Below are 26,677 nucleotides of genomic sequence, written 5' to 3'. Positions count from 1 at the left end.
TATCTACCGCCCGATATAGCGGGTCACAAGTTTCCGTTTCCAACGAAACCCAAAAGAATTTGTGATGACTGAAGTGCCCTAGAGCATCCCCTTCCAGCCGGGAGGCTGCAAAATATAAGCCATGGGATCAGGCACCGTGAAAGAGCGAAACAAAAGTGACAAGTTGCAAAGAAATATAAAGAAAAGACAACGAGAAATTTTCAATGAAAAGAATGTTAATTAACGCAACTCAAAAAGAAGAGTTGCGTGTCGCTCTGGTTGATGGCCAGCGACTTTTCGATCTTGATATCGAGAGTCCAGGTCATGAATCTAAAAAAGCGAATATCTACAAAGGACGTATCACACGTATCGAACCAAGCTTAGAAGCCGCATTTGTTGATTACGGTGCTGAGCGTCACGGTTTCCTCCCTCTTAAAGAAATTGCCCGCGAATACTTCCCAGAAGGTTACACTTACCAAGGTCGCCCAAGCATTAAAGAAGTGCTGACTGAAGGTCAAGAAGTAATCGTACAAGTGGAAAAAGAAGAACGTGGTAGCAAGGGCGCAGCTCTTACTACTTTCATCTCTCTTGCGGGTAGCTATCTTGTTCTTATGCCTAATAACCCTCGTGCCGGCGGTATTTCTCGTCGTATCGAAGGTGATGAGCGCACTCAACTAAAAGCCGCTTTAAGCACGCTAGAACTGCCGCAAGGTATGGGTCTAATCGTACGTACTGCTGGCGTAGGTAAGAGTGCAGAAGAACTTGAGTGGGACTTGAACGTACTACTTAACCACTGGGGTGCGATTAAGGGCGCGGCAGATTCTAATCCTGCTCCTTTCCTAATCCACCAAGAAAGTAACGTAATCGTTCGTGCGATCCGTGACTACCTACGTCGTGATATCGGTGAAATCCTAATCGACAGCAACACCATCTATGAGCGTGCACGAGAGCACATTCAATTGGTACGCCCAGATTTCATCAGCCGCGTTAAAAAATACGAAGGCGAAGTACCGCTATTTAGCCACTACCAAATCGAAAGCCAAATTGAATCTGCTTTCCAACGTGAAGTGCGCCTACCATCAGGCGGTTCTATCGTAATCGACCCAACAGAAGCTCTGACTTCTATCGATATCAACTCTGCTCGCGCAACAAAAGGCGGCGATATCGAAGAAACAGCACTGAACACTAACCTAGAAGCAGCAGACGAAATCGCTCGTCAATTGCGTCTACGTGACCTTGGTGGTTTGGTTGTTATCGACTTTATCGATATGACGCCAGTTCGTCACCAACGTGAAGTAGAAAACCGTCTACGTGAAGCCGTTCGTTTAGACCGTGCTCGCGTTCAGATCGGTCGCATTTCTCGCTTTGGTCTTCTAGAAATGTCACGCCAGCGTTTGAGCCCTTCTCTAGCAGAAGCAAGCCACCATATCTGTCCTCGTTGTAGTGGTACAGGTGTTGTTCGTGATAATGAATCTCTAGCTCTGTCTGTTCTTCGTTTAATTGAAGAAGAAGCACTTAAGGACAACACGGCGCAAGTTCTTGCCGTTGTACCTGTTCCGATTGCATCTTACCTTCTGAACGAAAAACGTCGCTCAGTGAACCACATTGAACGCATCCAAGAAGTGAAGATCACGGTTGTTCCTAACTCTGATATGGAAACACCACACTTCGAAGTGATTCGCGTACGTGAAGGTGAAGAGTTCGATCTGCTTTCTTACCTACTTCCTAAGAAACTGGAAGCAATGAAAGAAGCAGAAGGCAAAGAGCCTGCAGAAGCTGACATCAAACCTAAACGTATTGAAGAACCAGTTCTAAAAGGTTTCGCTGCACCAGCTCAAACTGCGCCAGCTCCTAGCGCGACTTCTAAGCCTGCTCCGGCAGCGAAGAAGAAAGAAGTGGTTCAAGAAGAAAAGCCTGGTCTATTTAGTCGTCTATTTAAAGCGATTGGTAGTTTCCTATTCGGTGGTTCTGAAGAAGTAAAAGAAGAGCCTAAGAAAGAAGAAGAGAAGAAACCAAGCCGCGATAACAAACGCAACAAACGTGACCGCAACGACCGTCGTCGTAACAACAACCAACGCGATAATCGCGAAGGTCGTGACAACCGCGACAACAAGCGTCGTCGTAAGCCACGTGAAGAGCAAGCGACTGAGCAAAACGAAGCGCAGCAGCAACCTAACAAGCAGCAAAACCGTAACCAGAAGCGTAAGCCAAAAGCTCAGCAAGCTGAAAAAGCACAAGAGCCAAAAGCAAATGCTAAGGTAGCGGAAAAAGGCCTGCAGCTTGCTGCTGAAGCACGCACCGGTTCAGAAGCGAAGCCTGAAGAAAGCAAAGCGAAGCCAAACGCAAAAGCAGAGAAAGTGAAAGAGCGTCGTCAACGTCGCAAACTAAACAAATCTGTACGTGTGAAAGACCAGCAAGCGGCTGAGCAAGCTGAACAGGAAACACCAGTACAAGCAATTGAAGCGGTTGAAGCACCTGTTGAGAAGCCAGTAGAGGCGGCAGCAGAAGCGCAACAAGACAAAGCTGAATCGAAACAACGTCGCAACCGTCGTTCACCACGTCACCTGCGTGCAAGTGGTCAACGTCGTCGTCGTGGTCGCGATCGTCGCCCTAACCCATTCCGCCTGCGTAAAGGTGGTGTAGCCTCTCCTGAGATGGCTATGGGTAAAGTGATGCCACGCTACATTCCAAAACCAGCGCCTAAAAAGGAAGAGCGAGTGAAGGAAGAAGTAGCAGTAACAGCGACATCTGTACCTGCAATGCAAGGTGGCTTTGCTTGTCCAGAAATGGCAATGGGCAAAGTAATCATTCGCCGCGAGCAACCTGCAGTAGTTGAAGCGCCAGTGGTTGAACCAAAAGTTCAGCAGCCTGTAGAAGCGAAAGTTGAAGCTCCAGCGGTAGAAACGCCTGTTGTAGAAGCACCAGTGGTTGAAACAGTCGTTGCACAAAAAGCGGAACCTGCAGCAGTAGAAGCAGCGCCAGTAGAGCCAATCATTGAACCGGTTGAAGCACCTGTCGTTGAAGTTACAGAAGCAGCTCAAGAGTCAGTGGTTGAAGTGGTAGAAGACACTGTAGAGCAAGTTGCAGTAGAAGCACCAATCGCTACACCAGCTATCAAAGTAGCAGCTAAGCCACGTGCTAGCGCTCCGATGACTAAAGCACCAGGTCCTCAAGAGCTTCGTGAAATCACGGTTTCAGCAGCACCGTTTAAAGCAGACCGCTACGCTCCAAAAGGCGCAGGTAGTCAAGTTGCAACAAACCGTGCATCAGCACAGATGACAAAACCAAACTTTAGCTAAGCTAGAATTTGGCCTCGCGAACGCGAGAGTGAAACGAAAGGCTCCGTTTGGCTGTCTCTTATACACAAATCCCTAAGCTTGTAGCTTAGGGATTTTTTTTTGAACTCTTTCAAGTGTGTGCGATCTGATCACTTAAGAATCCTTACTGAAACACTAAGATGACACACTCAGACGCTAAACTTTGGGCGCAAGAACAATTTGGACAAGCACAACTTAAAGATCCTCGAAGAACACAACGCCTCATCAGTTTAGCGACTTCCATTGCTAATCAACCAGGAGTCTCCGTGGCTAAACTTCCTTTTTCTCCCGCCGATATGGAAGGGGCATATCGCTTTATCCGCAATGAAAACATCGATGCAAAAGACATCGCTGAAGCAGGTTTTCAATCAACGGTATCTCGAGCTAACGAGCATGAGGAATTACTCGCGCTTGAAGATACAACAACGCTCTGTTTTCCTCATCGAAGTATAAAAGATGAACTCGGGCACACGAATCAAGGCGACAGAATTCGAGCTCTCCATGTACATTCGACGTTACTTTTTGCACCACAAAGTCAGACCATTGTTGGTCTTATAGAGCAACAACGATGGAGCCGAGATATTACTAAGCGTGGGCAAAAGCACCAACACGCGACTCGTCCTTACGAGGAGAAAGAGAGTTACAAATGGGAGCAAGCTTCTCGCCGTGTCGTTGAGCGCCTAGGGGATAAGATGTTAGATGTTATCTCGGTCTGTGACCGAGAAGCAGACCTATTCGAATACTTAACTTATAAACGTCAACATCAGCAGCGCTTTGTCGTTCGCTCAATGCAAAGTCGTTGTCTAGAAGAACACGCTCAAAAGCTTTACGACTATGCGCAAGCGTTACCAAGTGTCGAGACAAAGGAGCTTACCATCCCCCAAAAAGGAGGGAGAAAAGCGAGAGATGTAAAGCTTGACGTTAAATATGGTCAGGTGACATTAAAGGCTCCGGCAAACAAAAAAGAGCACGCAGGCATACCTGTTTATTATGTTGGTTGCCTTGAGCAAGGGGCATCAAAAGACAAGTTAGCATGGCACCTCTTGACGTCGGAGCCAATAAACAACGTTGAAGACGCCATGAGAATTATCGGTTATTACGAGCGTCGATGGCTGATTGAAGACTTCCATAAAGTCTGGAAAAGTGAAGGTACGGATGTGGAGTCACTAAGACTCCAAAGTAAAGGTAACTTAGAGAGGTTAAGTGTCATCTATGCCTTTGTTGCGACTCGTTTATTGGCGTTACGTTTCATTAAAGAAGTTGATGAGCTATCAACAGAAAGTTGTGAAAAGGCCTTGGGCACAAAAGCTTGGAAGCTGCTGTGGTTGAAACTAGAAAGCAAGACATTACCTAAAGAAGTACCCGATATGAGCTGGGCGTACAGAAATCTTGCTAAATTAGGCGGTTGGAAAGATACCAAGAGGACGGGCAGAGCTTCAATAAAGGCACTATGGGAAGGATGGTTTAAACTGCAAACCATCCTTGAAGGCTACGAGCTCGCAATGTCTCTTGATCACTAGACTTGTGATCAAGAGACAGGCCAATTGGCAGCCTTTTTTGTTGCTGTGAGTGTTAACTATAATTGTTCATATTAATATCAACGACTGATCACATTTGTGCGTCAATATCCCCTTCATTGTTGAACTTAATCACACTTTTCGGTAGCATTCGCCGACTTAAGTTTTCGACACCATTCTGCTGCTGCTCTTTTTTTACTACTGTTTGTGCTGATAAAAGTAAAGACACTTTGCCCTTCAGCGCTCGTGCAAATACGAATATGTGTCGGGAGAAATTCATCGCCAAGAGAACTCAATACAAAACATGTTCGAATTTCCTCAATTTTCTAAGCACTCCGTAAAAAACGATGTGCTATCAGGTCTTACGGTTGCACTAGCACTGGTTCCTGAAGCTGTAGCATTTGCATTCGTTGCTGGTGTAGACCCTATGGTTGGTCTGTACGCAGCCTTTATCGTCGGTCTTATCACCTCTATCTTCGGTGGCCGTCCAGGTATGATTTCTGGTGCAACGGGCGCTATGGCTGTTGTAATGGTGTCGCTAGTTGCGACTCACGGCGTTCAGTACCTATTCGCGGCTATCATGTTAGCTGGTATTCTTCAGGTCGCAGCGGGTCTATTCAAGCTGGGTAAATTCATTCGAATCGTACCTCATCCAGTAATGATCGGTTTTGTAAACGGTCTGGCTATCGTTATCTTCCTAGCTCAGTTAGGTCAGTTTAAAGCGCCAGACATCAACGGCATGCTGACTTGGCTACCACAAGACCAAATGCTACTAATGCTTGGCCTAGTGGCGCTAACAATGGGTATCATTCACTTCTTACCAAAAATCACCACAGCTGTGCCTTCTTCACTTGTTGCGATCGTAACAGTAACGGCTCTAGTGGTTGGTTTAGACCTAGAAACACGTACGGTAGTCGATTTCCTACGTACTATGTCTGGTGACGAAGCAGCGACTTTGGCGGGTTCTCTTCCGACCTTCTCAATCCCAGCAGTTCCTTTCACTCTCGAAACACTGCAGATCATTTTGCCGTACGCAATCATTCTTGCTGCTATCGGTCTGATTGAGTCTCTACTGACGCTAACGGTACTAGATGAAATGACCAACACTCGTGGTCAATCAAACCGTGAGTGTATCGGTCAAGGTATGGCAAACATGACATGTTCAGTGTTTGGTGCAATGGGTGGTTGTGCGATGATTGGTCAGTCAATGATCAACGTAAACTCAGGTGGTCGTGGCCGTCTATCAGGTATCGTTGCAGCTATTGCACTATTGATGTTCATCCTGTTTGCATCTTCTCTGATTGAGATGATTCCACTTGCTGCGCTTGTTGGTGTGATGTTCATGGTGGTTATCGGTACGTTCGAATGGGCAACATTCAAACTTGCACGTCGTGTACCTAAACAAGACTTCTTCGTAATCGTTCTAGTAACGGTAGTGACTGTTCTGACTGACCTAGCAGTTGCTGTAGCGGTTGGTGTTATTGCCTCTGCACTTATGTTCGCATGGCAACACGCTAAACACATCTACGCTGATACACGCCTAAATGAAGAAGGCTCAAAAGAGTACAAGATCCACGGTCCTATCTTCTTTGGTTCTGCGGCTAACTTCTTAGAGTTGTTCAACGCACACGACGATCCAAAAGACATTATCGTCGATTTCGCGGACTCTCGCGTAACAGACCACTCTGCAATCGAAGCGATCGAAACACTGGCTGAACGCTACGCTGCACTAGGTAAAACGCTTCACCTACGTCACTTGAGCCCAGACTGTCGTAAGCTACTCGACAAAGCAGGCAGCTTGGTTGAAATCAACGTGAAAGAAGACCCAAGCTACAAGGTTGCGACTGACATACTTGCAGGCTAATAAAACTAAAAAGGGATGAGCATGACTCATCCCTTTTACTATCCAGCTTTCGGGCTCTTCGCCCTATCCAAACTATTTGATTATAGCTTCTTTAAAATCGTTTCCGACGCGTCTTCAATCAAATCCAGAACTAATTCAAAACCTGCATCGCCGCCATAGTATGGGTCAGGGATCTCGTCATAGTCAGAATCACCATGACTTAAAAATAACGACACTTTATGACGATGCTCTACCGGGCAAATATCCAATAGATCGGCAAGATTCGCTTTATCTGCCGCTAACACCATATCAAATTCATCGAAGTCCCCTATTGTTACCTTACGAGAACGCATCCCTTTGAACGAATAACCTCGCTGCTTTCCTGCTTGCATAGAGCGTGCATCAGGCGGATTTCCGGCGTGGTAACCAATCGTTCCTGCCGAGTCCACTTCCAGTGAAATACCCAACTCTTTAGCTTTTGCTCTTAATACCGCTTCACCAGTTGGCGAACGACAAATATTTCCCATACAAACAACGAGTAGTTTCTTCATTTTATTCCCTGAATTATCGATGGTTTTTCTTCACGATATGTTGGTCTATCATAGCGAGATAATTCGATGAACCCAAGTTAGCACGGGCAAAGCACACAACGGAATTGAGGAAGTACTATGTCTATCGAAGAAAACAAAGAAGCACGCCATAAGGCTCGCCAACAAAAAGTAAAAGAACAGGTAGACGCAAAAATCGCGGCCGCCCAAGAAGAAAAGGGCCTACTGCTGATCATTACTGGCAATGGTAAAGGCAAATCGACTTCAGGTTTTGGCACGATTGCTCGCGCAGTTGGTCATGGGTTGAAGTGTTCCGTTGCTCAATTTATCAAAGGCACATGGGATAACGGTGAGCGTAACCTGCTCGAAAAACTGGGCGTTGAGTTTCAAGTGATGGCAACAGGCTTTACTTGGGAAACGCAAAACAAAAGCGCAGATACTGAAGCCGCACAACTGGTTTGGCAGGAATGTAAACGCATGCTTGGCGATGAATCAATTGATGTCGTCTTGTTTGATGAACTGACGTACATGGTGAGTTATGGTTACATCGAGTTGGATGAGGTCGTAGAAGCCCTAAACAACCGCCCTAAAATGCAGTCTGTCGTGATCACTGGCCGCGGAGCACACCGCACTCTGATTGAAATGGCCGATACCGTATCGGAAGTAAAGAACGTCAAACACGCTTTTGAATCCGGCGTAAAAGCGTTAAAAGGTGTGGATTGGTAATCTATTCATCGTGTAATAAGTAATAAAAAGGGCTGGCGCATTGCCAACCCTTTCTCTTTTGGATTTAGACCGCTGTTAATTAAACAAGCCTTTCAATAGACCATCAACGGCCTCTTTGGTCTTCTCATCTTTGATCTTGTCCGTTAGCTTCTCTACGCCACGATCAATTTCTTTCTGTGCTTTTTGCTTCAACACATCATCAAAGACCAACTTAAATTTAGGCTCAGCCCATTTGCCAGAAACGTTGATAGGAATAGTGATGTCTTTAAGCTCATCGATATTCTTACCGCCCTGACCTTCCAGTGAACCTACAATCGAGGTGCTGATGGTAAAGTCGACCGTTTCGTTTAGGTAGTTAGCTTGACCTTTACCACGAATGCGAAGAAGTGGAGACTGCGCTTTTATGTTATCGGTAGAAACCACACCTTTGTTCAACTTCAAGGTCGCTGTCATCGCGCTGAAGTCCGTTTTCTTGACTTCATCAGTGCCATCTACGCTCTGGCCTTTGAATCGCGCGTAGTTTTCACGGATAAGCTGAGCGACGTTAATGCCATTAACAGCGCCATCCGCAAAGTTAATCACAACCGTGCCTGTTAGATTTTTCTTGATGCCTGTTGGCGTTAGGCTCTTACCACTGACGTTCACATCAATGTTACCTGTGCCCTCTAGCATGTCGTTATTTGCTACATCAACAAGTAACGGTTGGACTTGCACGCCTTTGATAGATTTCTTCGCAGAGTAAGTGGCTGGCGATTTACGCGCATCCAGTTTGGCTGTTGCGGTGATCGTGCCTTGGTACAACTTAGAGCTGAATGAAGTAAGATCAAATACACCACGATTAACAGAGAAGCTTGCTTTTACCGCTTCCATCTTCGCGTTCGCTGCTTTGAACTTATCAATCGTAATATCACCTTTCACATCAAGCGTTTTTAGTGCCGATAAGTCTGGTTCAACTTCTGGCCCTGCTGGTGCTTTGCTACCACCTGATGCTGGTTTATCATCCGCAGAAGCTTGTTTGTTCAAGCCAAGGAATTCATCCAAATCGATATTAGGACTATGCACTGCAAAACGTACTTTCGGAATATCACCCAGAGTGACATCCGCTTTACCATCTAGTGCGATGGCGTTCGCCGTCAGCTTCTCCAACACAAAGCTCAGGTGGCTCTTAGTTAGGTCGAACGAAAGATCCGAAGCCATATCCACTTTCATTGGTGATTGCGGTAGTGCATCCCCCTCAAAAGTTGAGTTGAGCGTCAACTTGTTCAACTGCACTTTGCTGATGGCTTTATCGACAGTTAATTCACCGCCACCCTGCATATCCAGCTTCATACCACCAGCTTCGCCTTTCAATGCATAGCTTAGGTTGTTGACTTTATCGAATTCAAACGTATCCAAACCAATCGTTGCTGATTCAATCTTGTTTGTCGCATCTGAATAGGTCGCATCAAAGTTGATGTTTTTCAAAGCGTAGCTTGCAAGACCTTTTGCCAATTTGAAATCAGCTTTACCTTGCGCGGTGAAGGTTTGCTCATTCATCTCACCTTTCACGCTAAAGTCTGCGGTTGTCCAGTTATCGAAAGCAAACTGAGAAAGGTTTAGTGAGATATCAGAAAGCTTGGTGTAGCTTCCGGCTTGCTTATCTTGGATTTCAACATAACCATTTGAGATGCTGACACCGGCAAGATTGATCGTCCAGTCAGAAGCAGAGCTTTGTGAGTCTGCGGCTTGCTCTGATGCTGCATCCGTCGTTTGTTCAACTTGTTGAGTTTGTGCTTTGGTTAATGCATCAATGTTCTTGGTGCCATCTTTAAGTGTTTCAAGATAGAACTCTGCACCATCAAGGGTGACGTTACCAATTTCTAGCTGTTTGCTTAATAGCGGGGTAACTGAGACATCAACACCGACCGTTTCAACTTTAAATAGATTTGGCTGGCTAAAACCTTGTGGGTTTCTTAGCTCAGTACGACCCAATTCGAAGCCAATCGATGGGAAAAACTGCCAACTAATATCCCCTTCAATGACTAATTCCAAACCGGTTTGCTTTTGCGCTTGCTCCACAATAAGTGGTTTAAACTGGTTTGGATTGACAAAAATCACTAACCCTAAAATAACAGCCAAGATCGCCACAATTGGGATGGCAATGATTAAGAGCAGTTTCTTCATTCGCTTTTTCCTTGCTCGAGTGTTTTTACAATTATAAGCGCAGACTTGTTTTATCGCCGACAGTTCCACAAAAGCGTGAAAAATGTCCGGTTTTCCGTTGCAACTGACTAATTTAAAAACAAAAAAAGAAGTGGCACCTAAGGTGCCACTTCTTCATACAAAAATAAAGCGATATAGCCGTCTAAAGGCTTAAGCTTTCAGAAGTTTTGCAATGTGCGCTTTAAGAACGTCGATTGCGATACGGTTTTTACCACCGCGAGGAACGATGATATCCGCGTATTGCTTAGAAGGTTCGATAAACTGCATAAACATCGGACGAACAGTCTGTTGGTATTGCTTAAGAACAGACTCCATAGTACGACCACGTTCTTCGACGTCACGCTTAACACGACGCAGTAGACAGATATCAAGTGGTGTATCCATAAATACTGTCGCGTGCATTAGGTCACGTAGACGAGGGTCGGTTAACAGCAAGATACCTTCAAGAATGATTACCTTTTTAGGGGTCATTGGAGTGGTGTTGCTTGTACGAGTGTGCTCTGTGTAGCTGTATTCTGGAACTTCTACAGCTTCTCCACGCACCAATTTCTCTAGGTGTTCACAGAGTAGGTCGTGGTCCAACGCGCTCGGGTGATCGTAGTTAGTCTTTACACGCTCTTCCATGCTTAGGTTGCTTTGGTCGTTGTAGTAGCAATCTTCCGTGATGACACCAATTTGATGATCGCCCACTTTCTCGCGAAGCTCATTGTAAATTGTGCTCGCGATCAGACTTTTTCCCGAAGCAGAAGCGCCAGCAATACCTACGATGACGCATTGATTATTATCAGACATTAATTTGCACCCGATGATGATTTTCTAGTCACATAAAAAGATAAACTGCCTGATTATAGGGAGTTCACCCCCTCGTGACTAGCTGGAATTAGGGTTTCGTTATAAGTTTCTGTCAGCTCAGAGGATTAACCTCCGAGCAAACGTTTAAATGTGTAATATTCAACCAGCGCTGATATTAAACTCAGTTCACCATAGTAAAACTGATTGCATCCGGTTTGGCTTTACCTTGCCAATACATGGTGCCACAAACTCGGTCAGCAAGCTGTTTGTAGTAGCCCGCATGCTCACTATCAGGGCGTCTCGCCACTGTTGGGATACCGGCATCGATATCTTCTCGCATAGAGATATGAAGCGGAATTTGCCCAAGCAGTGCCAAGCCAAATTCTTGTGACATTTTCTCTGCACCACCAGTACCGAAAATATGCTCAACCGCTCCACACTGACTACAAATGTGGTAGCTCATGTTCTCAACGACGCCGACAACTGGCACGTTGACTTTCTGGAACATAGCCGCACCTTTACGTGCATCTGCTAACGCAAGATCTTGTGGTGTGGTAACAAGGACAGTACCTGTTACTGGAATCTGCTGTGACAACGTTAGCTGAATGTCACCCGTACCCGGCGGCATATCGATAACCAGATAATCAAGCTCCGGCCAATCCGTTTCGGTTAGCAGTTGTGATAGCGCTTTGGAAGCCATAGGGCCACGCCAAATAGCCGCTTCCGCTTTATCCACCAAGTAACCGATAGAATGAGTATAGATGCCATGAGCAAAAATTGGCTCCATCCATTTGGCGTCACGAACTTCAGGCTTTGCGTCTTCTTGACCTAACATCATAGGAACCGATGGGCCATAGATGTCAGCATCTAACAAGCCAACTTTTGCACCCGACTGTGCAATAGCTAAAGCAAGGTTAACCGCGGTTGTCGATTTACCCACACCTCCCTTTGCTGAGCTAACTGCGATAATATTTTTCACGCCTTTGACGGCATTGGTAACTTGCGTCTCAAGCGCTTTGACATTCAGTTCGATTTGAAAATCAAACGCTGGAACATCACCCGATGATTGCTGCCCTTTAATCCAACTGCTCAACGCCACTTGGAGTTCGTTGCTCGCAAACGGTAAGGTAATTTGAATGCCACCTCGTGCGGGGATCGTAACCATACCATTAATATCTGCCCAGTTTTCCACCAACTGTGGATGTTGAAACTGGTTAAGCCAATGACAAAAATCTTGTTTTGAAGTGAACTGATGCATGAGGCCTCCTTTATACATCTAATCGTAGCACCCAGCGGCGAGATTCAGAACCCCAAAAAAACTAAGGCAATCCATGGTTTGATGCCTTGGCGTTAGGGAACTCATGGGGTAGTATTAGTCTCTATTTTTTATACCTATCAAAAAGCGATTATTAAGTATGGCAAACGATCCAAGAAAACTGCTGGTAACTTGTGCCCTTCCGTACGCTAATGGTTCGATTCACCTAGGTCACATGCTTGAGCACATTCAAGCTGACATCTGGGTTCGCTACCAACGCCTACGTGGCAACACTGTAAACTTCATCTGTGCTGACGATGCTCACGGCACGCCAATCATGCTAAAAGCACAACAGATGGGTATTACGCCAGAAGAGATGATCGCTGCAGTGAGCGAAGAGCATCAAAAAGACTTCGCTGGCTTTGATATTAGCTTTGATAACTACCACAGCACACACTCAGAAGAGAACCGTGAACTGGCTTCTCACATCTACCTTGAGCTGAAGAAAAACGGTTTTATCTCTAGCCGCACGATTTCTCAACTGTTCGACCCTGAGAAAGAAATGTTCCTACCGGATCGCTTCGTAAAAGGTACTTGTCCTAAGTGTAAGTCGGAAGATCAATACGGCGACAACTGTGATAACTGTGGTGAGACGTACAGCCCAACTGAACTGATTAACCCGAAATCAGCAGTATCTGGCGCAACTCCAGTAATGAAAGACTCTGAGCACTTCTTCTTCGACCTACCTCAGTTCGAAAGCATGCTAAAAGAGTGGACTCGTTCAGGTTCTCTACAATCTGAAACCGCTAACAAGATGCAAGAGTGGTTCGAATCAGGTTTGCAACAGTGGGATATCTCACGCGATGCACCTTACTTCGGCTTCGAAATCCCAGGCGAGAAGAACAAATTCTTCTACGTATGGCTAGACGCACCGGTTGGTTACATGGCTTCTTTCAAGAACCTATGTGACAAGACTGAAGGTCTAGATTTCGACGAATACTGGAAGAAAGACAGCACAACTGAGCTTTACCACTTCATCGGTAAAGACATCGTTTACTTCCACTCTCTATTCTGGCCAGCAATGCTTGAAGGCAGCGGTTTCCGTAAGCCAAACAACGTATTCGTACACGGCTACGTAACGGTAAACGGTGCGAAGATGTCTAAGTCTAAAGGTACGTTTGTTAAAGCAAGCACTTACCTAAACCACCTAGACCCAGAGTGTCTGCGTTACTACTACGCGGCAAAACTAAACAGCCGTATCGACGACCTAGACCTTAACCTTGAAGACTTCACTCAACGTGTTAACGCTGACGTAGTAAACAAGATTGTTAACCTAGCTTCTCGTAACGCTGGCTTCATCTCTAAACGTTTTGAAGGCAAGCTTGCTGAAAACTTTGCAGAGCCTGAGCTATACAACGAATTCGTTGCAGCAGCAGACCGTATCGCAGAGCTTTACGAGACTCGTGAGTTTGGCCGTGCGATCCGTGAAATCACAGCACTAGCAGACAAAGCAAACCAATACGTTGACGAAAAAGCACCTTGGGTTGTTGCAAAAGAAGAAGGTAAAGATCAAGAACTACAAGAAATTTGTTCTGTAGGTATTAACCTGTTCCGCGTTCTAATGACTTACCTGAAACCAGTTATGCCTGCACTAGCAGCGCGTACTGAAGCATTCCTAAACGAAGAGCTAACTTGGGAAGGCATTGCTGCACCACTGACTGGTCACGAGATCACTAAGTTCAAAGCACTGTTCAACCGTATCGATCCTAAGAACATCGAAGCGATGATCGAAGCATCGAAAGAAGACGCTGCGGCAGAAATGGCAGCAAAAGAGAAAGCGGAAGCAGAAAAGAACAAAGCTAGCCAAACTGAGCTAGATAAAGATCCAATCGCTGAAGAGATTGAGTTCGATGCTTTCGCAGCGGTTGATATGCGCATTGCTCGCATCATCTCATGTGAAGAAGTGCCAAAAGCAAACAAACTGCTTAAGTTCCAACTAGACATCGGCGGTGAAACTCGTCAGGTGTTCTCTGGCATCAAGTCAGCGTACAAACCTGAAGAGCTAGAAGGCAAGCTAACTGTTATGGTAGCGAACCTAAAACCTCGTAAGATGAAGTTTGGTATGTCTGAAGGCATGATCCTAGCCGCTGGCCCTGGTGGTAGCGAGCTATGGATTCTTGAGCCACACGAAGGTGCTCAACCAGGTATGCGTGTAATGTAATTCTTTACTTCGCGACGAAATTAAAAAATCCCTGCCCGATTCGGCGGGGATTTTTTTGACCAAATTCACACTTTTGGGGAGATCACGCACCAAATTCGTACAGCTTCTTTTTCGTTATAAATATAAGCCATTGTTTTAATTTACTTTAATTATTGGCATCAAAACTGCTCCTTCATCGTTGCTAGGTCAAAAGCACTAACAAGGAGTTGGTTATGTTTGTTTTGATTTCTACTTTGATCTCAATTGCCATTCTGGCAGGGATCTATCACTTGGCTGCGAAGCGAGAAAAGCAACATGCTCGCAAATATCAATTACTCACCTTATTACGCGATGTGGTTCACCTACTGCGCCGTCACCGAGCGGTGACCCACTACTCTATCCAATACCAACAACATCATGAAAAAGAGATAGAGCAAATTCATCAGGAGTTAGGTTATAAACTGCATCAGCTCGTGGAAACTTCTCGCTTTGAGAACAAACCCATGTATCGCGTGCTGCAAATCAAAATCGATAAGTTGATGGAACAATGGCAGGACAACACGGTAGCGCGGAATCAGATGGAGCATGGCAAACTGATCCGTCATAGTTTGTTCTTAATGGATGAAGTTACCATCGCATGGCTCGCTATTGCCCAGAGAGATGAGTTGCATGACGAGTACCATATGAACTGGCAAACCGTGATTGATAGCTTAGAAACGCTGACACAGCTCCGTATCAGCATTCAAGACATGCAAGACAGAGGTGGGCCTGAACGGATGAGAAATTACGCCTCAGTAATGATTAGAAGGCTTAATCAATTGGCAGTAATTAGCCCCTTGAGCGTTGCCTCTCCGATGTCTGCTAGGTCGATTCAATCCCTAAATGAATATATAGAAGGTGAAATACTGTCACTGAGTGAAGAGGAGTTGTACGACATTACCTCTGACTTGTCCCTTACTGTGTTCAATACCTATGACCAAATGCTCTCAGACATCATAGAAACCCTTTACCTACCATTACCCAGACTGTCCTTAGCCTAAATCGAGTTTCGGAAAAGCAAACACAAAAAAACCGCAGGGTGATACCTGCGGTTTTTATATGAAATCGTTGGACTTCAACAATCGATTAGCTGTCGTCTTCTGTGAAGTTCGTTGGCAGCTGTTGTTTCATCTCATTCCAGATTTGCGCACTTTCCATACCGTAATGACGAATCACGACTGGAAGTTGCTCACGCTGGCCTGTTTCACAGGTTTCTAGAAGCTGGCGGTAGAAGCGCAGTGCTAAATCACGCGATGCAGGGTTCGAGAAGTAGTAACTACCTACACGGTCGTATAGTTTTCTCAAGCCGTTAAAAATCAAACCGTAGATCTGGTTGCCTGAGTGGAACGCCAAACGTTGGAACAGCATGTAGTCGTAGAAGTTGAACGTCTTAGCAATCAGAATTTCCTGACGCTTCGCTTCATCCTTCTCGTTGTCTTCTTTCACACTTTGCAGAATCTTGTCTGCGTATGGAGATGCTGCAATAAAGTCATCCCATGAAGGTGCTTTCACTAGCGCTTCACATGAGTCGATAACATTTTGAATAGTACGCTCAGACGCCTCTTTATTCGCTTTAAACGCGTAACGCATAAAGATTGGGCTGATGTTAGTACGTGCAGCAAGCAAATCTTCCACAATGTTCGTTGCGTTATCAACATCAAGTGTCATCAGTGTATCCAAAATATGCAGACCTGACGTCTCCATGAATTGGTTCACTTTAGTTGGCTTACCGTGCTGGATGGTCAACCAACCGTCGCGCGCAAGGCGCTGAAGCACTTCACGTAAAGTCGTACGGGTAACACCAATAAGTTCAGATAGCTCACGTTCAGCGGGTAATATTGAGCCAGGTGGAAAACGGCCGTTCCAAATGCTCTCGATTATGTATTTTTCTGCGAAACCCGCAGGGCTTTTAGCCTTAATGACCATTCTGTTTTTATCCAATATTGATTTCTAAGGGTCGATGCGACTCATCATACCACTACTTAACGATTTGCGAAAATTAACGATCAACAAATGAAACGAAATCTCAATATAGAGTTAATACTCTACATATATCCTTAATTTAAAACCCTAATCACTTGGAACCAAACGCGCAAAATTTATATTTTGCAAAAATTGGAACAGCCACAAACTCACGGAAAATAAAGCCTACCTCGTCACATTTTTCTGCTCAAAATATGCAAAATAAATTTGTGTTTTACGATTAATATTCTTTCTTAATTTATCTTTTCTCGTAATTGACTTTGTTTTAAATTCCAAGGTGATTTTTTTTAATCTTTTCGTGGTATAGTAACGCCGTTTTGATCGCGTTATTACAAATAAAAAGCAGTTTTAGTCGGCAGCATCACGTTTTGTTATTGACTATAAAATGCCGAGGTGTAGAGTTGCGGTCGAAAGTGAGCGGTGCTTAAGTTCAGGGGAAGTAACTTGGCAAGACTACAGTAAAACAATGGATTGTTGTTTTTCTAAGTTATTGTTTTAAAGGACTAGATAATAAGTCTAACAAACAGATACTTAAGCACTATTGTAGTGTCTATTCATAATTTTGTTATAAAGAGAATTATCATGCCGATGTCGCTCGGAAATGCCTTTATCAAGAACTTCCTTGGTAAAGCGCCTGATTGGTACAAAGTTGCCATTATAGCCTTCCTAATTATTAACCCGATTGTATTCTTCCTAATTGACCCATTTGTTGCAGGTTGGTTGCTAGTAGCGGAATTTATTTTCACGCTAGCAATGGCGCTGAAGTGTTACCCACTTCAACCAGGCGGTTTGCTTGCAATTGAAGCGGTTGCTATCGGTATGACCAGCCCTGCACAGGTGAAGCACGAGCTGGTAGCGAATATCGAAGTACTTCTACTGTTGGTATTCATGGTTGCGGGTATCTACTTTATGAAACAGCTTCTGCTGTTCATTTTTACAAAGATCCTGCTTGGTATTCGTTCGAAAACGTTACTTTCACTCGCATTCTGTTTCGCAGCAGCGTTTTTGTCAGCATTCTTGGACGCGCTGACCGTTATTGCCGTTGTAATCAGTGTTGCAGTTGGTTTCTACTCGATTTACCACAAAGTGGCTTCTGGAAACCCTATCGGTGACCACGACCACACTCAAGATGACACCATCACTGAGCTAACGCGTGATGACCTAGAGAACTACCGCGCATTCCTACGTTCATTGTTAATGCACGCAGGTGTTGGTACAGCACTAGGTGGCGTTACGACCATGGTTGGTGAACCGCAGAACTTGATCATCGCTGACCAAGCGGGCTGGTTCTTTGGTGAGTTCTTGATTCGTATGTCTCCAGTAACTTTGCCAGTATTCATCTGTGGCTTGATCACGTGTGCGGTTGTAGAGAAGCTAAAAGTGTTTGGCTACGGTGCTCAACTGCCTGATAACGTTCGCCAAATCCTAGTCGACTTCGACCGTGAAGAGCGCAAGACTCGTACTAACCAAGACGTAGCGAAACTTTGGGTTCAAAGCCTTATCGCTGTTTGGTTGATTGCCGCACTTGCACTTCACTTAGCAGCTGTTGGCCTGATTGGTCTTTCTGTAATTATCCTAGCGACTTCGTTTACTGGTGTTATCGAAGAGCACTCGATGGGTAAAGCGTTTGAAGAGGCTCTGCCATTTACAGCACTACTTGCAGTATTCTTTGCGGTGGTTGCCGTTATCATCGACCAAGAGCTATTCAAACCTGTTATCGATGCAGTACTTGCTGTTGAAGATAAGGGCGCTCAACTTGCTCTGTTCTATGTTGCTAACGGTCTGCTTTCGATGGTTTCGGATAACGTATTCGTGGGCACAGTTTACATTAACGAAGTGAAGACAGCGCTTATTGAAGGCCTTATCACTCGTGAACAGTTCGACCTACTAGCCGTTGCAATCAACACAGGTACTAACCTACCTTCAGTTGCAACGCCAAACGGCCAAGCTGCGTTCCTATTCCTACTTACATCAGCACTAGCACCTTTGATTCGTCTATCATACGGTCGCATGGTTATCATGGCACTTCCTTACACGGTTGTATTAGCGCTTGTTGGCTTGATGGGCATCATGTTCTTCCTAGAACCAGCAACAGCATTCTTCTACGATGCGGGCTGGATTGTGCCAAGTAGTGGTGATCTAACTCCAGTTGTGTCAGGTGGACACTAAAAATTTGAGTTGATTAGGAAACTTATCCAAGTTAAAAAGCTCTGAGTAATCAGAGCTTTTTTATATTTTCAGACAGGATTGTAACCGTGAGTATTTTTGCATCACTTAACCAGTTTTCGAAGGGACGCTTATCTTGGCTCCTGCTCCTTTTGGCCATCGTCTTTTTTGAAGCTTGCGCCCTATTCTTTCAACACGTCATGATGCTAGCACCGTGTGTTATGTGTATTTATGAACGTGTCGCTATGATGGGAATTGGTGTCGCGGCAATGATTGGTCTTGTTGCACCAAACAACCCTCTCGTGCGCTGGATAGCGTTAGCTGCATGGGGAGCAAGTGCTTATAAAGGTTTGATGCTGGCGATGCAGCACGTCGACTATCAGTTCAACCCATCACCGTTCGCAACATGTGATTTATTCGTGACTTTCCCGAGTTGGGCTCCGCTAAACCAATGGGCTCCTTGGATGTTCGAAGCGTATGGTGACTGTGCGAAGATTGTTTGGCAATTCTTTGGCCTTTCAATGCCTCAGTGGTTAGTTGTCATCTTCGCAGGTAACTTGGTTGCACTTGCGTTCATTGTGATTGCTCAGTTCTTTAGTGGTAAGCGCAAAAATCCAATTCAGTAATCGGTAATAACTTTTCACGCTTAATACCGACCAAGTAGATCAAAAAAGCCGACCATAAGGTCGGCTTTTTATTTATATTGCAATTACTTACCGCAACACTGTTTGAACTTCTTACCACTTTCACAAGGACAAGGGTCGTTACGACCGACATCCTTAAACGGGTTCAAGCTCTTAGATTTCTTGCCTACCATCAACTCATCAGCACCAAGTGCAACTTCGTTGATCATGAGATCAAGTTGATCAACAAAATCGGCTAACGCTGGCGGGTTCTCAATACCTGCATCACGCATTTGCTGTTGAGTTTGCTCTTCATCAATCGCCAACATCATGGTGGTCAATAATGCTTGCAGCATACGCTCTAGACCATCGTTGAGCACAACCTCGTGCCATTGCTCTTCAATCATTGGCCACACAGACATAAAGCCTTCAGCAAAGTCTGCTAGCTGCTCTGCATCATTATTAGTCAGCGCCAGAATCGAGTACTCATTACGCAGAATGTAGTTATGCTGTTTGTGAATCTGCTCTTCAACAGCTGGCTGAATGGCTTTAAAACCTTCACCAAGTAGTGGCTCTAGCCAGCTTTCTGGTGTTAGCGGTTTTGTCATCAGGTTTGCAGCAAATACTGCACCTTCTAAAAACAGTGAAGATTCGTCTAGCTGAACTTCACCTTTCTCAATTAATGTGTATTGCATGATATCTGGTTTCCCATGAATTTGGCGGCATTATACCCCAGAGCTTATACCCAAGTAACCTCGAGATGTTTGGTTCAGCGAGAATGACTTGGTTTGTAGACGCGACGCCGATTTAAAGGTCTAGTGGGCCTAAATCAAGAATCGGCAACAAAGTATACAAGCCAAGGCAACTCGCCCTTTGGGAGCGTGTCATTGAACTCGCTTTTTTATTAAACCAATGGCTGCGTCAAACAACTTGGTAAGAGCCGGCTATTACGCTGCGTTGTTTTCTTTGCTTACTTTCGGTAAACAGGAATCAATGACAACGCTCTGAATCCAGCATCTTGAAGTCACTTGGGTATATAGGATGCTAGTTGATGTCACTCGATGCTGATGAGTCTTTTAATGACAAACTTCACTCACATCGCTACAATCGCCCTCCTTTTTACCACCAAACTGTATTAGGCAAGCTATGCGAGTTGTATTAGGCCCGATGGAAGGCGTTTTGGACCATTTGATGCGCCAAATCCTGACCGAGATAAACGACTATGATCTGTGTGTGACAGAGTTTGTTCGAGTGATCGATCAGCTGTTACCTGATCACGTATTCCATCGTCTGTGCCCTGAGCTTCTTCAAGGCTCACAAACTGCATCTGGCGTACCTGTTCACGTACAGTTACTTGGTCAAGAACCAAATTGGATGGCAGAAAACGCAATCAAAGCCGCTGAGCTTGGTGCGCGCGGTATCGACCTTAACTTCGGTTGCCCTGCTCGCTTGGTGAACAAGAGTAAAGGTGGCGCAGCGCTTCTTCAGCATCCAGAACTGATTCATAACGTGGTAAAAGCATGTCGTGACGCTGTTCCAAGCGATATTCCCGTTAGCGCTAAAATTCGTCTCGGATGGGAAAACCCTGAAGACTGTTTTGAGATTGTTGATGCCATTCAATCTGCTGGCGTAAACGAACTGACGGTCCATGCCCGTACAAAACAAGGCGGCTACAAAGCCTCTGAAATCAAGTGGGAATACATCACCCAAATCCGTGAACGTTTTGACATCCCATTAATCGCGAATGGCGAAATTTGGAACTACGAAGATGGTCAACGTTGTATTGAAACCACAGGTGTTGATTCTCTGATGGTGTGTCGCGGTGCATTCAATATTCCAAATCTGGGCAATATGGTGAAATACAACCATAAGCCAATGGTTTGGGCAGAAGTCGTAGAGCTACTGATTTACTACTCTCAGTTTGAAATGAAAGGTGACAAAGGTTTGTACTATCCGAACCGCGTAAAACAGTGGTTCTCTTACTTACGCCAAGCTTACCCAGAAGCAAATGAGCTGTTCCGCGAGATCCGCACGTTCAACAAAGCGGCACCAATCGTTGAACACATTCAGCGTTATCGTGACGAGTTGCAGTCTCGCGTCGCGTAAAGCAAGTTAAAGCAAGTTAAAGCAGTTTTATAGATCAAAAAAGGGCGATGAATTCGCCCTTTTGTTTTATCTGCGTCTTAGTAGCAAATCTTGTTCTTACCGGTGCTCTTTGCTTCATAGAGCTTTTCATCGGCTACTTTGAACAGTTTATCAAAGCTCTCTAATTGAGAGGAAGACTTGAACTCGACACCACCTGATACTGTAAAACCACCAGCAACCACCCTTTTCGAGTTTTTACTAATCGCACTTCTTACTCGCTCCAATATACGTAGCATGCTATCGAAATCTTCATCGTAGATGGCAAGAACAAACTCTTCACCACCAAAACGCGATGCCACATCCGAATGACGAATATTGTCACGAATACACTTAGCCACCAGACGAATCGCATCATCACCGACATCATGTCCATAGGTATCGTTGATCGCTTTAAAATCATCGATATCAAAAACGGCAAGCGCGACATGCTTCTTGGTCATTTTGTTACGCCATACCGCTTGCATGCCACGTCGATTGAGTAAACCCGTCATAGGGTCTTTCGCCGCCAACTCTTTGAAATAACGGCGCTCTGTTTGAGTATTCACCAAGAATAAAGCAACTGTACTCAACACATAGATAAAGAATGCAACCGCAACGCTGTATTTCTCGAACGCCAACAGATTCTTAAACTCGCTCCACAGGTTGTATTCGTAAAAAATACGATGATTTGCGCTCAAGCGTTCGTGCTCAATAGATTTGAGTCGCATGATGTTGTTAGGCAGCTCCATCATGCCAGAAATAATATGTAGCTTACCTGCTAGGTTCTCATTTGTTTTTAATAAGTCATCGACGTCAAAGTCAATGGAAAGGACACCTTGGTGAACCCCCTTTTCATAGATTGGCACGGTTAAACTCACCACTTGCCCATCATGGCGATCCAGCATAGGGGCTGGGCCAGACATGGTTACTTTCACCGTTTCTTGTGCGGTTTTTTGCCAAAACGGTCTTGCTTTGAGGGTCTGCCACAGCTCTTTAGTGAAATATTGAGCGTAGGTGTCCGGTGAAGAAATTACATAACCGCGCTGGTCGATGTAATGAATACCGATAATGTGCGATTCAATATCGTGTAAAAACGACAGTGATGGCGCAAAGCCCGCTTTTTGTTCTGCCAATTTGAACAATTTCGTTCCTGGCTGGCATAACTCCTTCTGCCCAACAATCATGTAATCGAGCTCGACCGCAGGCAATCCACCTGAGTGTTTGTTTTCCAACAGCAATACATCAATTGGCCATACGAAACACAAATCGTCTCTTAGCATATGATTATGTTCTTGGAACAAAGGATGAGCCGGATTGGAATAGTTTACAAAGCTGTAATCGAGGGCGGTTAATACTTTGATGGCACGACCCAAAGCACGGTCAACTTGAGCGTACTCTAGAGTGATGTAACGATTCATCGCATCGTAGTAGTTCTTTGCAGCCACGATCATGACAACAATGAACAAGAAGAGTGGGAAGAAGATGACAAACTTGAGGCTAAATCGCCTTTTATTACCCATTGAACACCATTGGCTTTTAATAATTTCAGCCCTTCGAAAGTACTGACTATCGAAGGGCTATTTATAGTTTTTCACTTATGTATTCATAAATTTTAATAAATAAGGCATCAGGTGTCACTTCACTTGCCATATTTTGCAGTTCAATGCTGGGATATTGACAGAAAAATGACGTTCAGCCACCTCGACTTCACCTTTGTCTAATATTTGATGCAAGTGTGTTGCATTTAAGCCAAGTTGCCATAAAGGCAAGTTAACATTTTGTTCGTATTTACTCAGGTTAAATGACACAACTATTGTTTCTTCTTTCCATTGTCGAGCATATACCATGACCTGATCATCACAGTGAAGCCATTGCAAACTACCGGACTGTAGTGCCTTGTATTGCTTGCGAATTCTTATCCAGTCACGATACAAAGGCAGCCACTCAGACTCGGCAACCTGATCCCACGGGAAGCAACGGCGGTTGTCAGGATCGAGCCCACCTTCCAATCCCACTTCACTCCCGTAATACAGGCAAGGCGTACCGATGTAAGTCATGAGTAAAGCCAGTGCGATTCGCATTTTTTCTTTATCGCCGTGCAAAATCGTCAGAAAACGGGCGGTATCATGACTATCTAACTGATTAAGTTGAGACAATTGGTTGGCAAAAGGGACTTTAGCTCGCGCCTCATCCACCCACTCTTTAAAATCTAACGCATCGATGTCAATTGGGTCATACATGATATCTTGCTTAGCAATCAGAGCCCGAACTGGATGAGCAAAGCCGTAGTAGTTCATAGCGCCATCTTCTTGCCCACCTTGTAACCATTGTGTCGCCTCAAAGAAATGTTCACCTAACACATAAGCATTAGGGTTGATTGCTTTGGTTGCTTTGCGGAACGCTTCCACATAGTGCGCATTGTTTTTTGCGCCGTCGCCTTCACCCAGCATGTGAATAACGTCAAAGCGCCAACCATCGACTGAATATGGTGGTTTGAGCCAGTGTTTAATCACCGCCTCTTCACCTTGGTAGATATGATCGCGAACTCGCTCGTTCTCAAAGTTCAGAACCGGTAAATTGCCAATGCCTTTCCAGCCAATGTAATTATTGGTTTGTCCCTCGAAGAAGTAATAGTCGCGGAAGTCAGAGTCCGGATTGCCAAAAGCCCCCTGACCTTCTTGTTTAATATCGAACCATGGATGATGAACGGATGTGTGGTTAAATACGGCATCCAAAACAACCTTCATCTGCTTGCCACGAATTTGCTCACACAGCTGCGCAAACTGTTCGTTAGTGCCAAACATAGGATCAATATTAAGGTAGTCTTTCGTATCGTACTTATGATTGCTTGGCGCCGTGAAAATAGGATTGAAATACAACGCCGTCACGCCTAAGTCATCTAAGTAATCGAGTTTCTCTTCAACGCCTTTCAAATCGCCACCGAAGAATTCGCGCGCGCCCGTATTTTGATGAGAGCCGACCGCCTTTCCCCAAGATTTCACCATGGTATCTGGGTCATATTGCGCGTAAGCATTTCGGATTGCTTGCTCATCCTGACTAGCTGCAAAACGGTCTGGGAAGATTTGATAGAAGACTTGTTCTTGCACCCAACTCGGTGGCTGAGACTGCGTGTTCAGCTTAAAGTGGAACTCTTTCGATGGCATCCGTTTATGTACACCTCTGCCATCTAACCAAAGTTGCTGATTGCCTTTGATGAGCTTGAATACATAATGAGTGACATCACGATCTCGGTTCGCCGCGAACTGCGCTTGCCATAGTTGAAGTTCACCAGCCTTGCCGCGAGGTAGCATCTCAATCAGATATTCTTCGTTGTCAGGCTCACAGCGTACATGCACGCTATCAAACTTAACGTTTTCAGTTGTCAGAGTGACGGTTAGCAGTTCACCATCAAATACAAGGCCATCTTCGGTCTGGCTATGGAAGATAAATGGAAGGGTCATGATAAGTGCTCTTAGTATTGGAATATTCCACTATTTTAATAAAGAGTATTTACCGAAAAATCCTCCTTTCGACGTTGCCTTAGATGCAATTTTCTCAAGGAGGATCACGTTTGGTAGGCGTAGTTTCGCGCTGACTTTAAATTAGCTCAGCAACAAGCTGTCATCTGCCAACTCTTCACCACGCACTTTAGAGAACATTTCCAGTAAGTCTGGGGCTTGCATATTGGCACGCTGTTCACCTGCGACATCAAGAACAATCTCACCTTGGTGCAGCATGACCGTTCTGTCACCGCAAGCCAGCGCATCTTTCATTGAGTGCGTCACCATCATCACTGTAAGGTTGAACTCGCTGACGATACGCTTGGTTAGGTCGATAACAAAAGCTGCCATACGTGGATCTAACGCAGCGGTGTGCTCATCTAACAACAACAGCTTACTGTCTGATAGTGTTGCCATGACCAAACTGACCGCTTGTCGTTGTCCGCCGGAGAGCAATCCAATACTGTCCCCCAAGCGATCCTCAAGCCCTAACCCAAGAATGCTGATGCGCTCTTGGAAAAGCTTGCGACGTTGAGAAGAGAGCGCCATTCCCCAACCACGACGCTTACCTCGCATGTAAGCTAACGCCATGTTTTCTTCGATAGACAAATCCCCACAAGTCCCCGCTAACGGGTCTTGGAATACACGAGCACATTGAGTCGCTCGTTGCGCCACGGTTTTCCGGGTTACGTCTTGCCCATCAATGATCACCTGACCACCAATCATCGGCGTTTCCCCCGTAACCGCCCCAAGCAAGGTCGACTTCCCTGCGCCATTGGAGCCAATGACGGTGAGAAACTGATGTTCAGGTACTTCTAACGAGACACCTTTCAAGGCTCTGTTTTCCAAAATGGTTCCGGGATTAAAGGTCACTTGGATGTTGTTTAATTCAATCATAGCGCCTCCCCTGAACCATTTTTTGAGGCGGCTTGTTTCGCACTGGTCGCGCTTTGTTTCGCTTTCATGCTCTGTTTCAGTTTTGGCGCGATCAACGCCACAGCAACGAGCACCGCCGTCACTAAGTTTAGGTCTGATGCTTGCAGACCAAACATGCCGGAACTCAACGCAAAGGCAACAGCCAAACGATAAAGCACTGAGCCGATAATTACCGCGCAAACCGCAACCCAGATTTTACGCCCTGGTATCAGAGTTTGACCGAGGATCACTGCAGCTAAACCAACTACGATCGTACCCACACCAGAAGTGACATCAGCAAAGCTGTTGGTTTGAGCAAATAGAGCACCAGCAAAACCAACAAAACCATTAGAAAGCGCGAGGCCAAAGTAAGTGTAAAAAGCGGTACTTGCTCCTTGTGCGGCCACCATTCGAGCGTTCACACCCGTCGCTCTTAGCCCTAAACCAAAGTCACTGTTAAGGAGACGTACGACAAACAAAGCAGAGAGCAAGACTAGTACACCGACAACTAACGGCCGGATGTACATAGAATCTCCCATGGCTTCAAACGGAGTAAGAATGGTGTCTTCCCCTAGCAGGGCCATATTGGGCTTACCCATGATGCGAATATTGATAGAGAACGCCGCAATCATGGTGAGAATAGAAGCCAATAGGTGGAGAATGCCGCATCGAACCGCAAGAAAAGCGGTCACCCACCCAGTCATCCCACCAGCAATCACAGCCATTCCGGTTGCGATCCAAGGGTTAATGCCGGCGACGATTGCAGTCGCGGCAACGGCGGCGCCCATCGGGAAACTGCCGTCGACACTTAAATCAGGAAAATCAAGAACACGAAACGTAAGGTAAACGCCCAAAGCCACTAAGCCGTAAATAAGGCCAATTTCGAGCGCACCAAAAAAAGCAAATGCAGACATAACTGCTCCTTTCTGCACAAATCAGGTCGGCATT

General features: G+C 45.3%; 19 protein-coding genes. 9 read left to right on the top strand and 10 right to left on the bottom strand.

From position 1 onward, the window contains the following. Positions 1 to 203: 203 nt before the first annotated feature. The 3 genes from rne to KJB05_RS06025 all read left to right on the top strand — a co-directional run bounded on the left by rne (position 204) and on the right by KJB05_RS06025 (position 6,677). Complete coding sequence (gene rne, locus KJB05_RS06035; protein ID WP_208446253.1) at positions 204 to 3,278, top strand: ribonuclease E; 3,075 nt, start codon at positions 204 to 206, stop codon at positions 3,276 to 3,278. 158 nt (positions 3,279 to 3,436) lie between these two features. Next, complete coding sequence (locus KJB05_RS06030) at positions 3,437 to 4,816, top strand: IS4 family transposase (RefSeq protein ID WP_213053078.1); 1,380 nt, start codon at positions 3,437 to 3,439, stop codon at positions 4,814 to 4,816. A 301-nt stretch (positions 4,817 to 5,117) separates the two neighbouring features. Beyond that, entirely contained in the window at positions 5,118 to 6,677 is a 1,560-nt protein-coding gene (locus tag KJB05_RS06025) for a SulP family inorganic anion transporter (RefSeq protein WP_005439600.1), read from the top strand. A gap of 80 nt (positions 6,678 to 6,757) precedes the next feature. Here KJB05_RS06025 and KJB05_RS06020 read toward each other — a convergent pair whose 3' ends face one another. Beyond that, positions 6,758 to 7,207, bottom strand: coding sequence for a low molecular weight protein-tyrosine-phosphatase (locus KJB05_RS06020; protein ID WP_208444860.1), 450 nt, complete (start codon positions 7,205 to 7,207; stop codon positions 6,758 to 6,760). Between the two features lie 117 nt (positions 7,208 to 7,324). Here KJB05_RS06020 and cobO point away from each other — a divergent pair, with 117 nt between their 5' ends. Beyond that, positions 7,325 to 7,930, top strand: a complete 606-nt coding sequence (gene cobO, locus KJB05_RS06015; RefSeq protein ID WP_039987832.1) for a cob(I)yrinic acid a,c-diamide adenosyltransferase — start codon at positions 7,325 to 7,327, stop codon at positions 7,928 to 7,930. Positions 7,931 to 8,005: 75 nt separating this feature from the next. Here the strand turns inward: cobO and KJB05_RS06010 are convergent, their stop codons facing one another. From KJB05_RS06010 to apbC, 3 genes are all read right to left on the bottom strand, one after another. Continuing rightward, the gene (locus KJB05_RS06010; RefSeq protein ID WP_208444859.1) at positions 8,006 to 10,093 is read right to left on the bottom strand and encodes an AsmA family protein; all 2,088 of its coding nucleotides are present in this window, start codon (positions 10,091 to 10,093) and stop codon (positions 8,006 to 8,008) included. 189 nt (positions 10,094 to 10,282) lie between these two features. Continuing rightward, positions 10,283 to 10,924: a uridine kinase gene (gene udk / locus KJB05_RS06005; protein ID WP_005439612.1), complete on the bottom strand. Its 642-nt coding sequence runs from the start codon at positions 10,922 to 10,924 to the stop codon at positions 10,283 to 10,285. 181 nt (positions 10,925 to 11,105) lie between these two features. Continuing rightward, a complete protein-coding gene (gene apbC, locus KJB05_RS06000) occupies positions 11,106 to 12,182 on the bottom strand; it encodes an iron-sulfur cluster carrier protein ApbC (RefSeq protein WP_208444858.1) in 1,077 nt (358 codons plus the stop codon). 157 nt (positions 12,183 to 12,339) lie between these two features. On the opposite strand from apbC, the gene metG reads away from it, so the two are divergent. After that, positions 12,340 to 14,400, top strand: a complete 2,061-nt coding sequence (metG, locus tag KJB05_RS05995; protein WP_208444857.1) for a methionine--tRNA ligase — start codon at positions 12,340 to 12,342, stop codon at positions 14,398 to 14,400. 212 nt (positions 14,401 to 14,612) lie between these two features. Continuing rightward, on the top strand, positions 14,613 to 15,419 hold the full coding sequence (locus KJB05_RS05990) for a hypothetical protein (protein WP_038897685.1): 807 nt from the start codon (positions 14,613 to 14,615) through the stop codon (positions 15,417 to 15,419). Between the two features lie 85 nt (positions 15,420 to 15,504). Here KJB05_RS05990 and fadR read toward each other — a convergent pair whose 3' ends face one another. Further along, the gene (gene fadR, locus KJB05_RS05985) at positions 15,505 to 16,344 is read right to left on the bottom strand and encodes a fatty acid metabolism transcriptional regulator FadR (RefSeq protein ID WP_005439619.1); all 840 of its coding nucleotides are present in this window, start codon (positions 16,342 to 16,344) and stop codon (positions 15,505 to 15,507) included. 639 nt (positions 16,345 to 16,983) lie between these two features. Between fadR and nhaB the strand changes: the two genes are divergently transcribed. Both nhaB and dsbB read left to right on the top strand, forming a co-directional pair. Beyond that, complete coding sequence (gene nhaB, locus KJB05_RS05980; RefSeq protein ID WP_005439621.1) at positions 16,984 to 18,570, top strand: Na(+)/H(+) antiporter NhaB; 1,587 nt, start codon at positions 16,984 to 16,986, stop codon at positions 18,568 to 18,570. 86 nt (positions 18,571 to 18,656) lie between these two features. Then, positions 18,657 to 19,193: a disulfide bond formation protein DsbB gene (dsbB, locus tag KJB05_RS05975; protein ID WP_032802976.1), complete on the top strand. Its 537-nt coding sequence runs from the start codon at positions 18,657 to 18,659 to the stop codon at positions 19,191 to 19,193. An 83-nt stretch (positions 19,194 to 19,276) separates the two neighbouring features. On the opposite strand, the gene KJB05_RS05970 is transcribed toward dsbB, so the two are convergent. Next, the gene (locus tag KJB05_RS05970) at positions 19,277 to 19,885 is read right to left on the bottom strand and encodes an SEC-C metal-binding domain-containing protein (protein WP_208444856.1); all 609 of its coding nucleotides are present in this window, start codon (positions 19,883 to 19,885) and stop codon (positions 19,277 to 19,279) included. A gap of 451 nt (positions 19,886 to 20,336) precedes the next feature. Between KJB05_RS05970 and dusC the strand changes: the two genes are divergently transcribed. Next, positions 20,337 to 21,296 (top strand): tRNA dihydrouridine(16) synthase DusC, encoded by a 960-nt coding sequence (dusC, locus tag KJB05_RS05965; protein WP_208444855.1) that lies wholly within the window; start codon positions 20,337 to 20,339, stop codon positions 21,294 to 21,296. 77 nt (positions 21,297 to 21,373) lie between these two features. Here dusC and KJB05_RS05960 read toward each other — a convergent pair whose 3' ends face one another. The 4 genes from KJB05_RS05960 to KJB05_RS05945 form a co-directional block, all read right to left on the bottom strand. Then, on the bottom strand, positions 21,374 to 22,834 hold the full coding sequence (locus tag KJB05_RS05960; protein ID WP_208444854.1) for a GGDEF domain-containing protein: 1,461 nt from the start codon (positions 22,832 to 22,834) through the stop codon (positions 21,374 to 21,376). Between the two features lie 114 nt (positions 22,835 to 22,948). After that, the gene (malZ, locus tag KJB05_RS05955; RefSeq protein WP_208444853.1) at positions 22,949 to 24,775 is read right to left on the bottom strand and encodes a maltodextrin glucosidase; all 1,827 of its coding nucleotides are present in this window, start codon (positions 24,773 to 24,775) and stop codon (positions 22,949 to 22,951) included. A 141-nt stretch (positions 24,776 to 24,916) separates the two neighbouring features. After that, entirely contained in the window at positions 24,917 to 25,711 is a 795-nt protein-coding gene (locus tag KJB05_RS05950; RefSeq protein ID WP_208444852.1) for an ABC transporter ATP-binding protein, read from the bottom strand. After that, a complete protein-coding gene (locus tag KJB05_RS05945) occupies positions 25,708 to 26,643 on the bottom strand; it encodes an ABC transporter permease (protein WP_208444851.1) in 936 nt (311 codons plus the stop codon). The genes KJB05_RS05950 and KJB05_RS05945 overlap by 4 nt, the downstream gene beginning before the upstream one ends. Positions 26,644 to 26,677 lie beyond the last annotated feature (34 nt).

The sequence above is a fragment of the Vibrio sp. B1ASS3 genome, from assembly GCF_905175355.1.
In the GTDB taxonomy this organism is placed as follows: domain Bacteria; phylum Pseudomonadota; class Gammaproteobacteria; order Enterobacterales; family Vibrionaceae; genus Vibrio; species Vibrio owensii.
This window is presented reverse-complemented; position numbering and strand designations above follow the sequence as displayed.

What these genes read in the sequence shown, in the direction of transcription:
- rne (WP_208446253.1), top strand. Translation starts at nt 204, where the DNA reads ATGAAAAGAATGTTAATTAACGCAACTCAAAAAGAAGAGTTGCGTGTC.
- KJB05_RS06030 (WP_213053078.1), top strand. Translation starts at nt 3,437, where the DNA reads ATGACACACTCAGACGCTAAACTTTGGGCGCAAGAACAATTTGGACAA.
- KJB05_RS06025 (WP_005439600.1), top strand. Translation starts at nt 5,118, where the DNA reads ATGTTCGAATTTCCTCAATTTTCTAAGCACTCCGTAAAAAACGATGTG.
- KJB05_RS06020 (WP_208444860.1), bottom strand. Translation starts at nt 7,207, where the DNA reads ATGAAGAAACTACTCGTTGTTTGTATGGGAAATATTTGTCGTTCGCCA.
- cobO (WP_039987832.1), top strand. Translation starts at nt 7,325, where the DNA reads ATGTCTATCGAAGAAAACAAAGAAGCACGCCATAAGGCTCGCCAACAA.
- KJB05_RS06010 (WP_208444859.1), bottom strand. Translation starts at nt 10,093, where the DNA reads ATGAAGAAACTGCTCTTAATCATTGCCATCCCAATTGTGGCGATCTTG.
- udk (WP_005439612.1), bottom strand. Translation starts at nt 10,924, where the DNA reads ATGTCTGATAATAATCAATGCGTCATCGTAGGTATTGCTGGCGCTTCT.
- apbC (WP_208444858.1), bottom strand. Translation starts at nt 12,182, where the DNA reads ATGCATCAGTTCACTTCAAAACAAGATTTTTGTCATTGGCTTAACCAG.
- metG (WP_208444857.1), top strand. Translation starts at nt 12,340, where the DNA reads ATGGCAAACGATCCAAGAAAACTGCTGGTAACTTGTGCCCTTCCGTAC.
- KJB05_RS05990 (WP_038897685.1), top strand. Translation starts at nt 14,613, where the DNA reads ATGTTTGTTTTGATTTCTACTTTGATCTCAATTGCCATTCTGGCAGGG.
- fadR (WP_005439619.1), bottom strand. Translation starts at nt 16,344, where the DNA reads ATGGTCATTAAGGCTAAAAGCCCTGCGGGTTTCGCAGAAAAATACATA.
- nhaB (WP_005439621.1), top strand. Translation starts at nt 16,984, where the DNA reads ATGCCGATGTCGCTCGGAAATGCCTTTATCAAGAACTTCCTTGGTAAA.
- KJB05_RS05970 (WP_208444856.1), bottom strand. Translation starts at nt 19,885, where the DNA reads ATGCAATACACATTAATTGAGAAAGGTGAAGTTCAGCTAGACGAATCT.
- dusC (WP_208444855.1), top strand. Translation starts at nt 20,337, where the DNA reads ATGCGAGTTGTATTAGGCCCGATGGAAGGCGTTTTGGACCATTTGATG.
- KJB05_RS05960 (WP_208444854.1), bottom strand. Translation starts at nt 22,834, where the DNA reads ATGGGTAATAAAAGGCGATTTAGCCTCAAGTTTGTCATCTTCTTCCCA.
- malZ (WP_208444853.1), bottom strand. Translation starts at nt 24,775, where the DNA reads ATGACCCTTCCATTTATCTTCCATAGCCAGACCGAAGATGGCCTTGTA.
- KJB05_RS05950 (WP_208444852.1), bottom strand. Translation starts at nt 25,711, where the DNA reads ATGATTGAATTAAACAACATCCAAGTGACCTTTAATCCCGGAACCATT.
- KJB05_RS05945 (WP_208444851.1), bottom strand. Translation starts at nt 26,643, where the DNA reads ATGTCTGCATTTGCTTTTTTTGGTGCGCTCGAAATTGGCCTTATTTAC.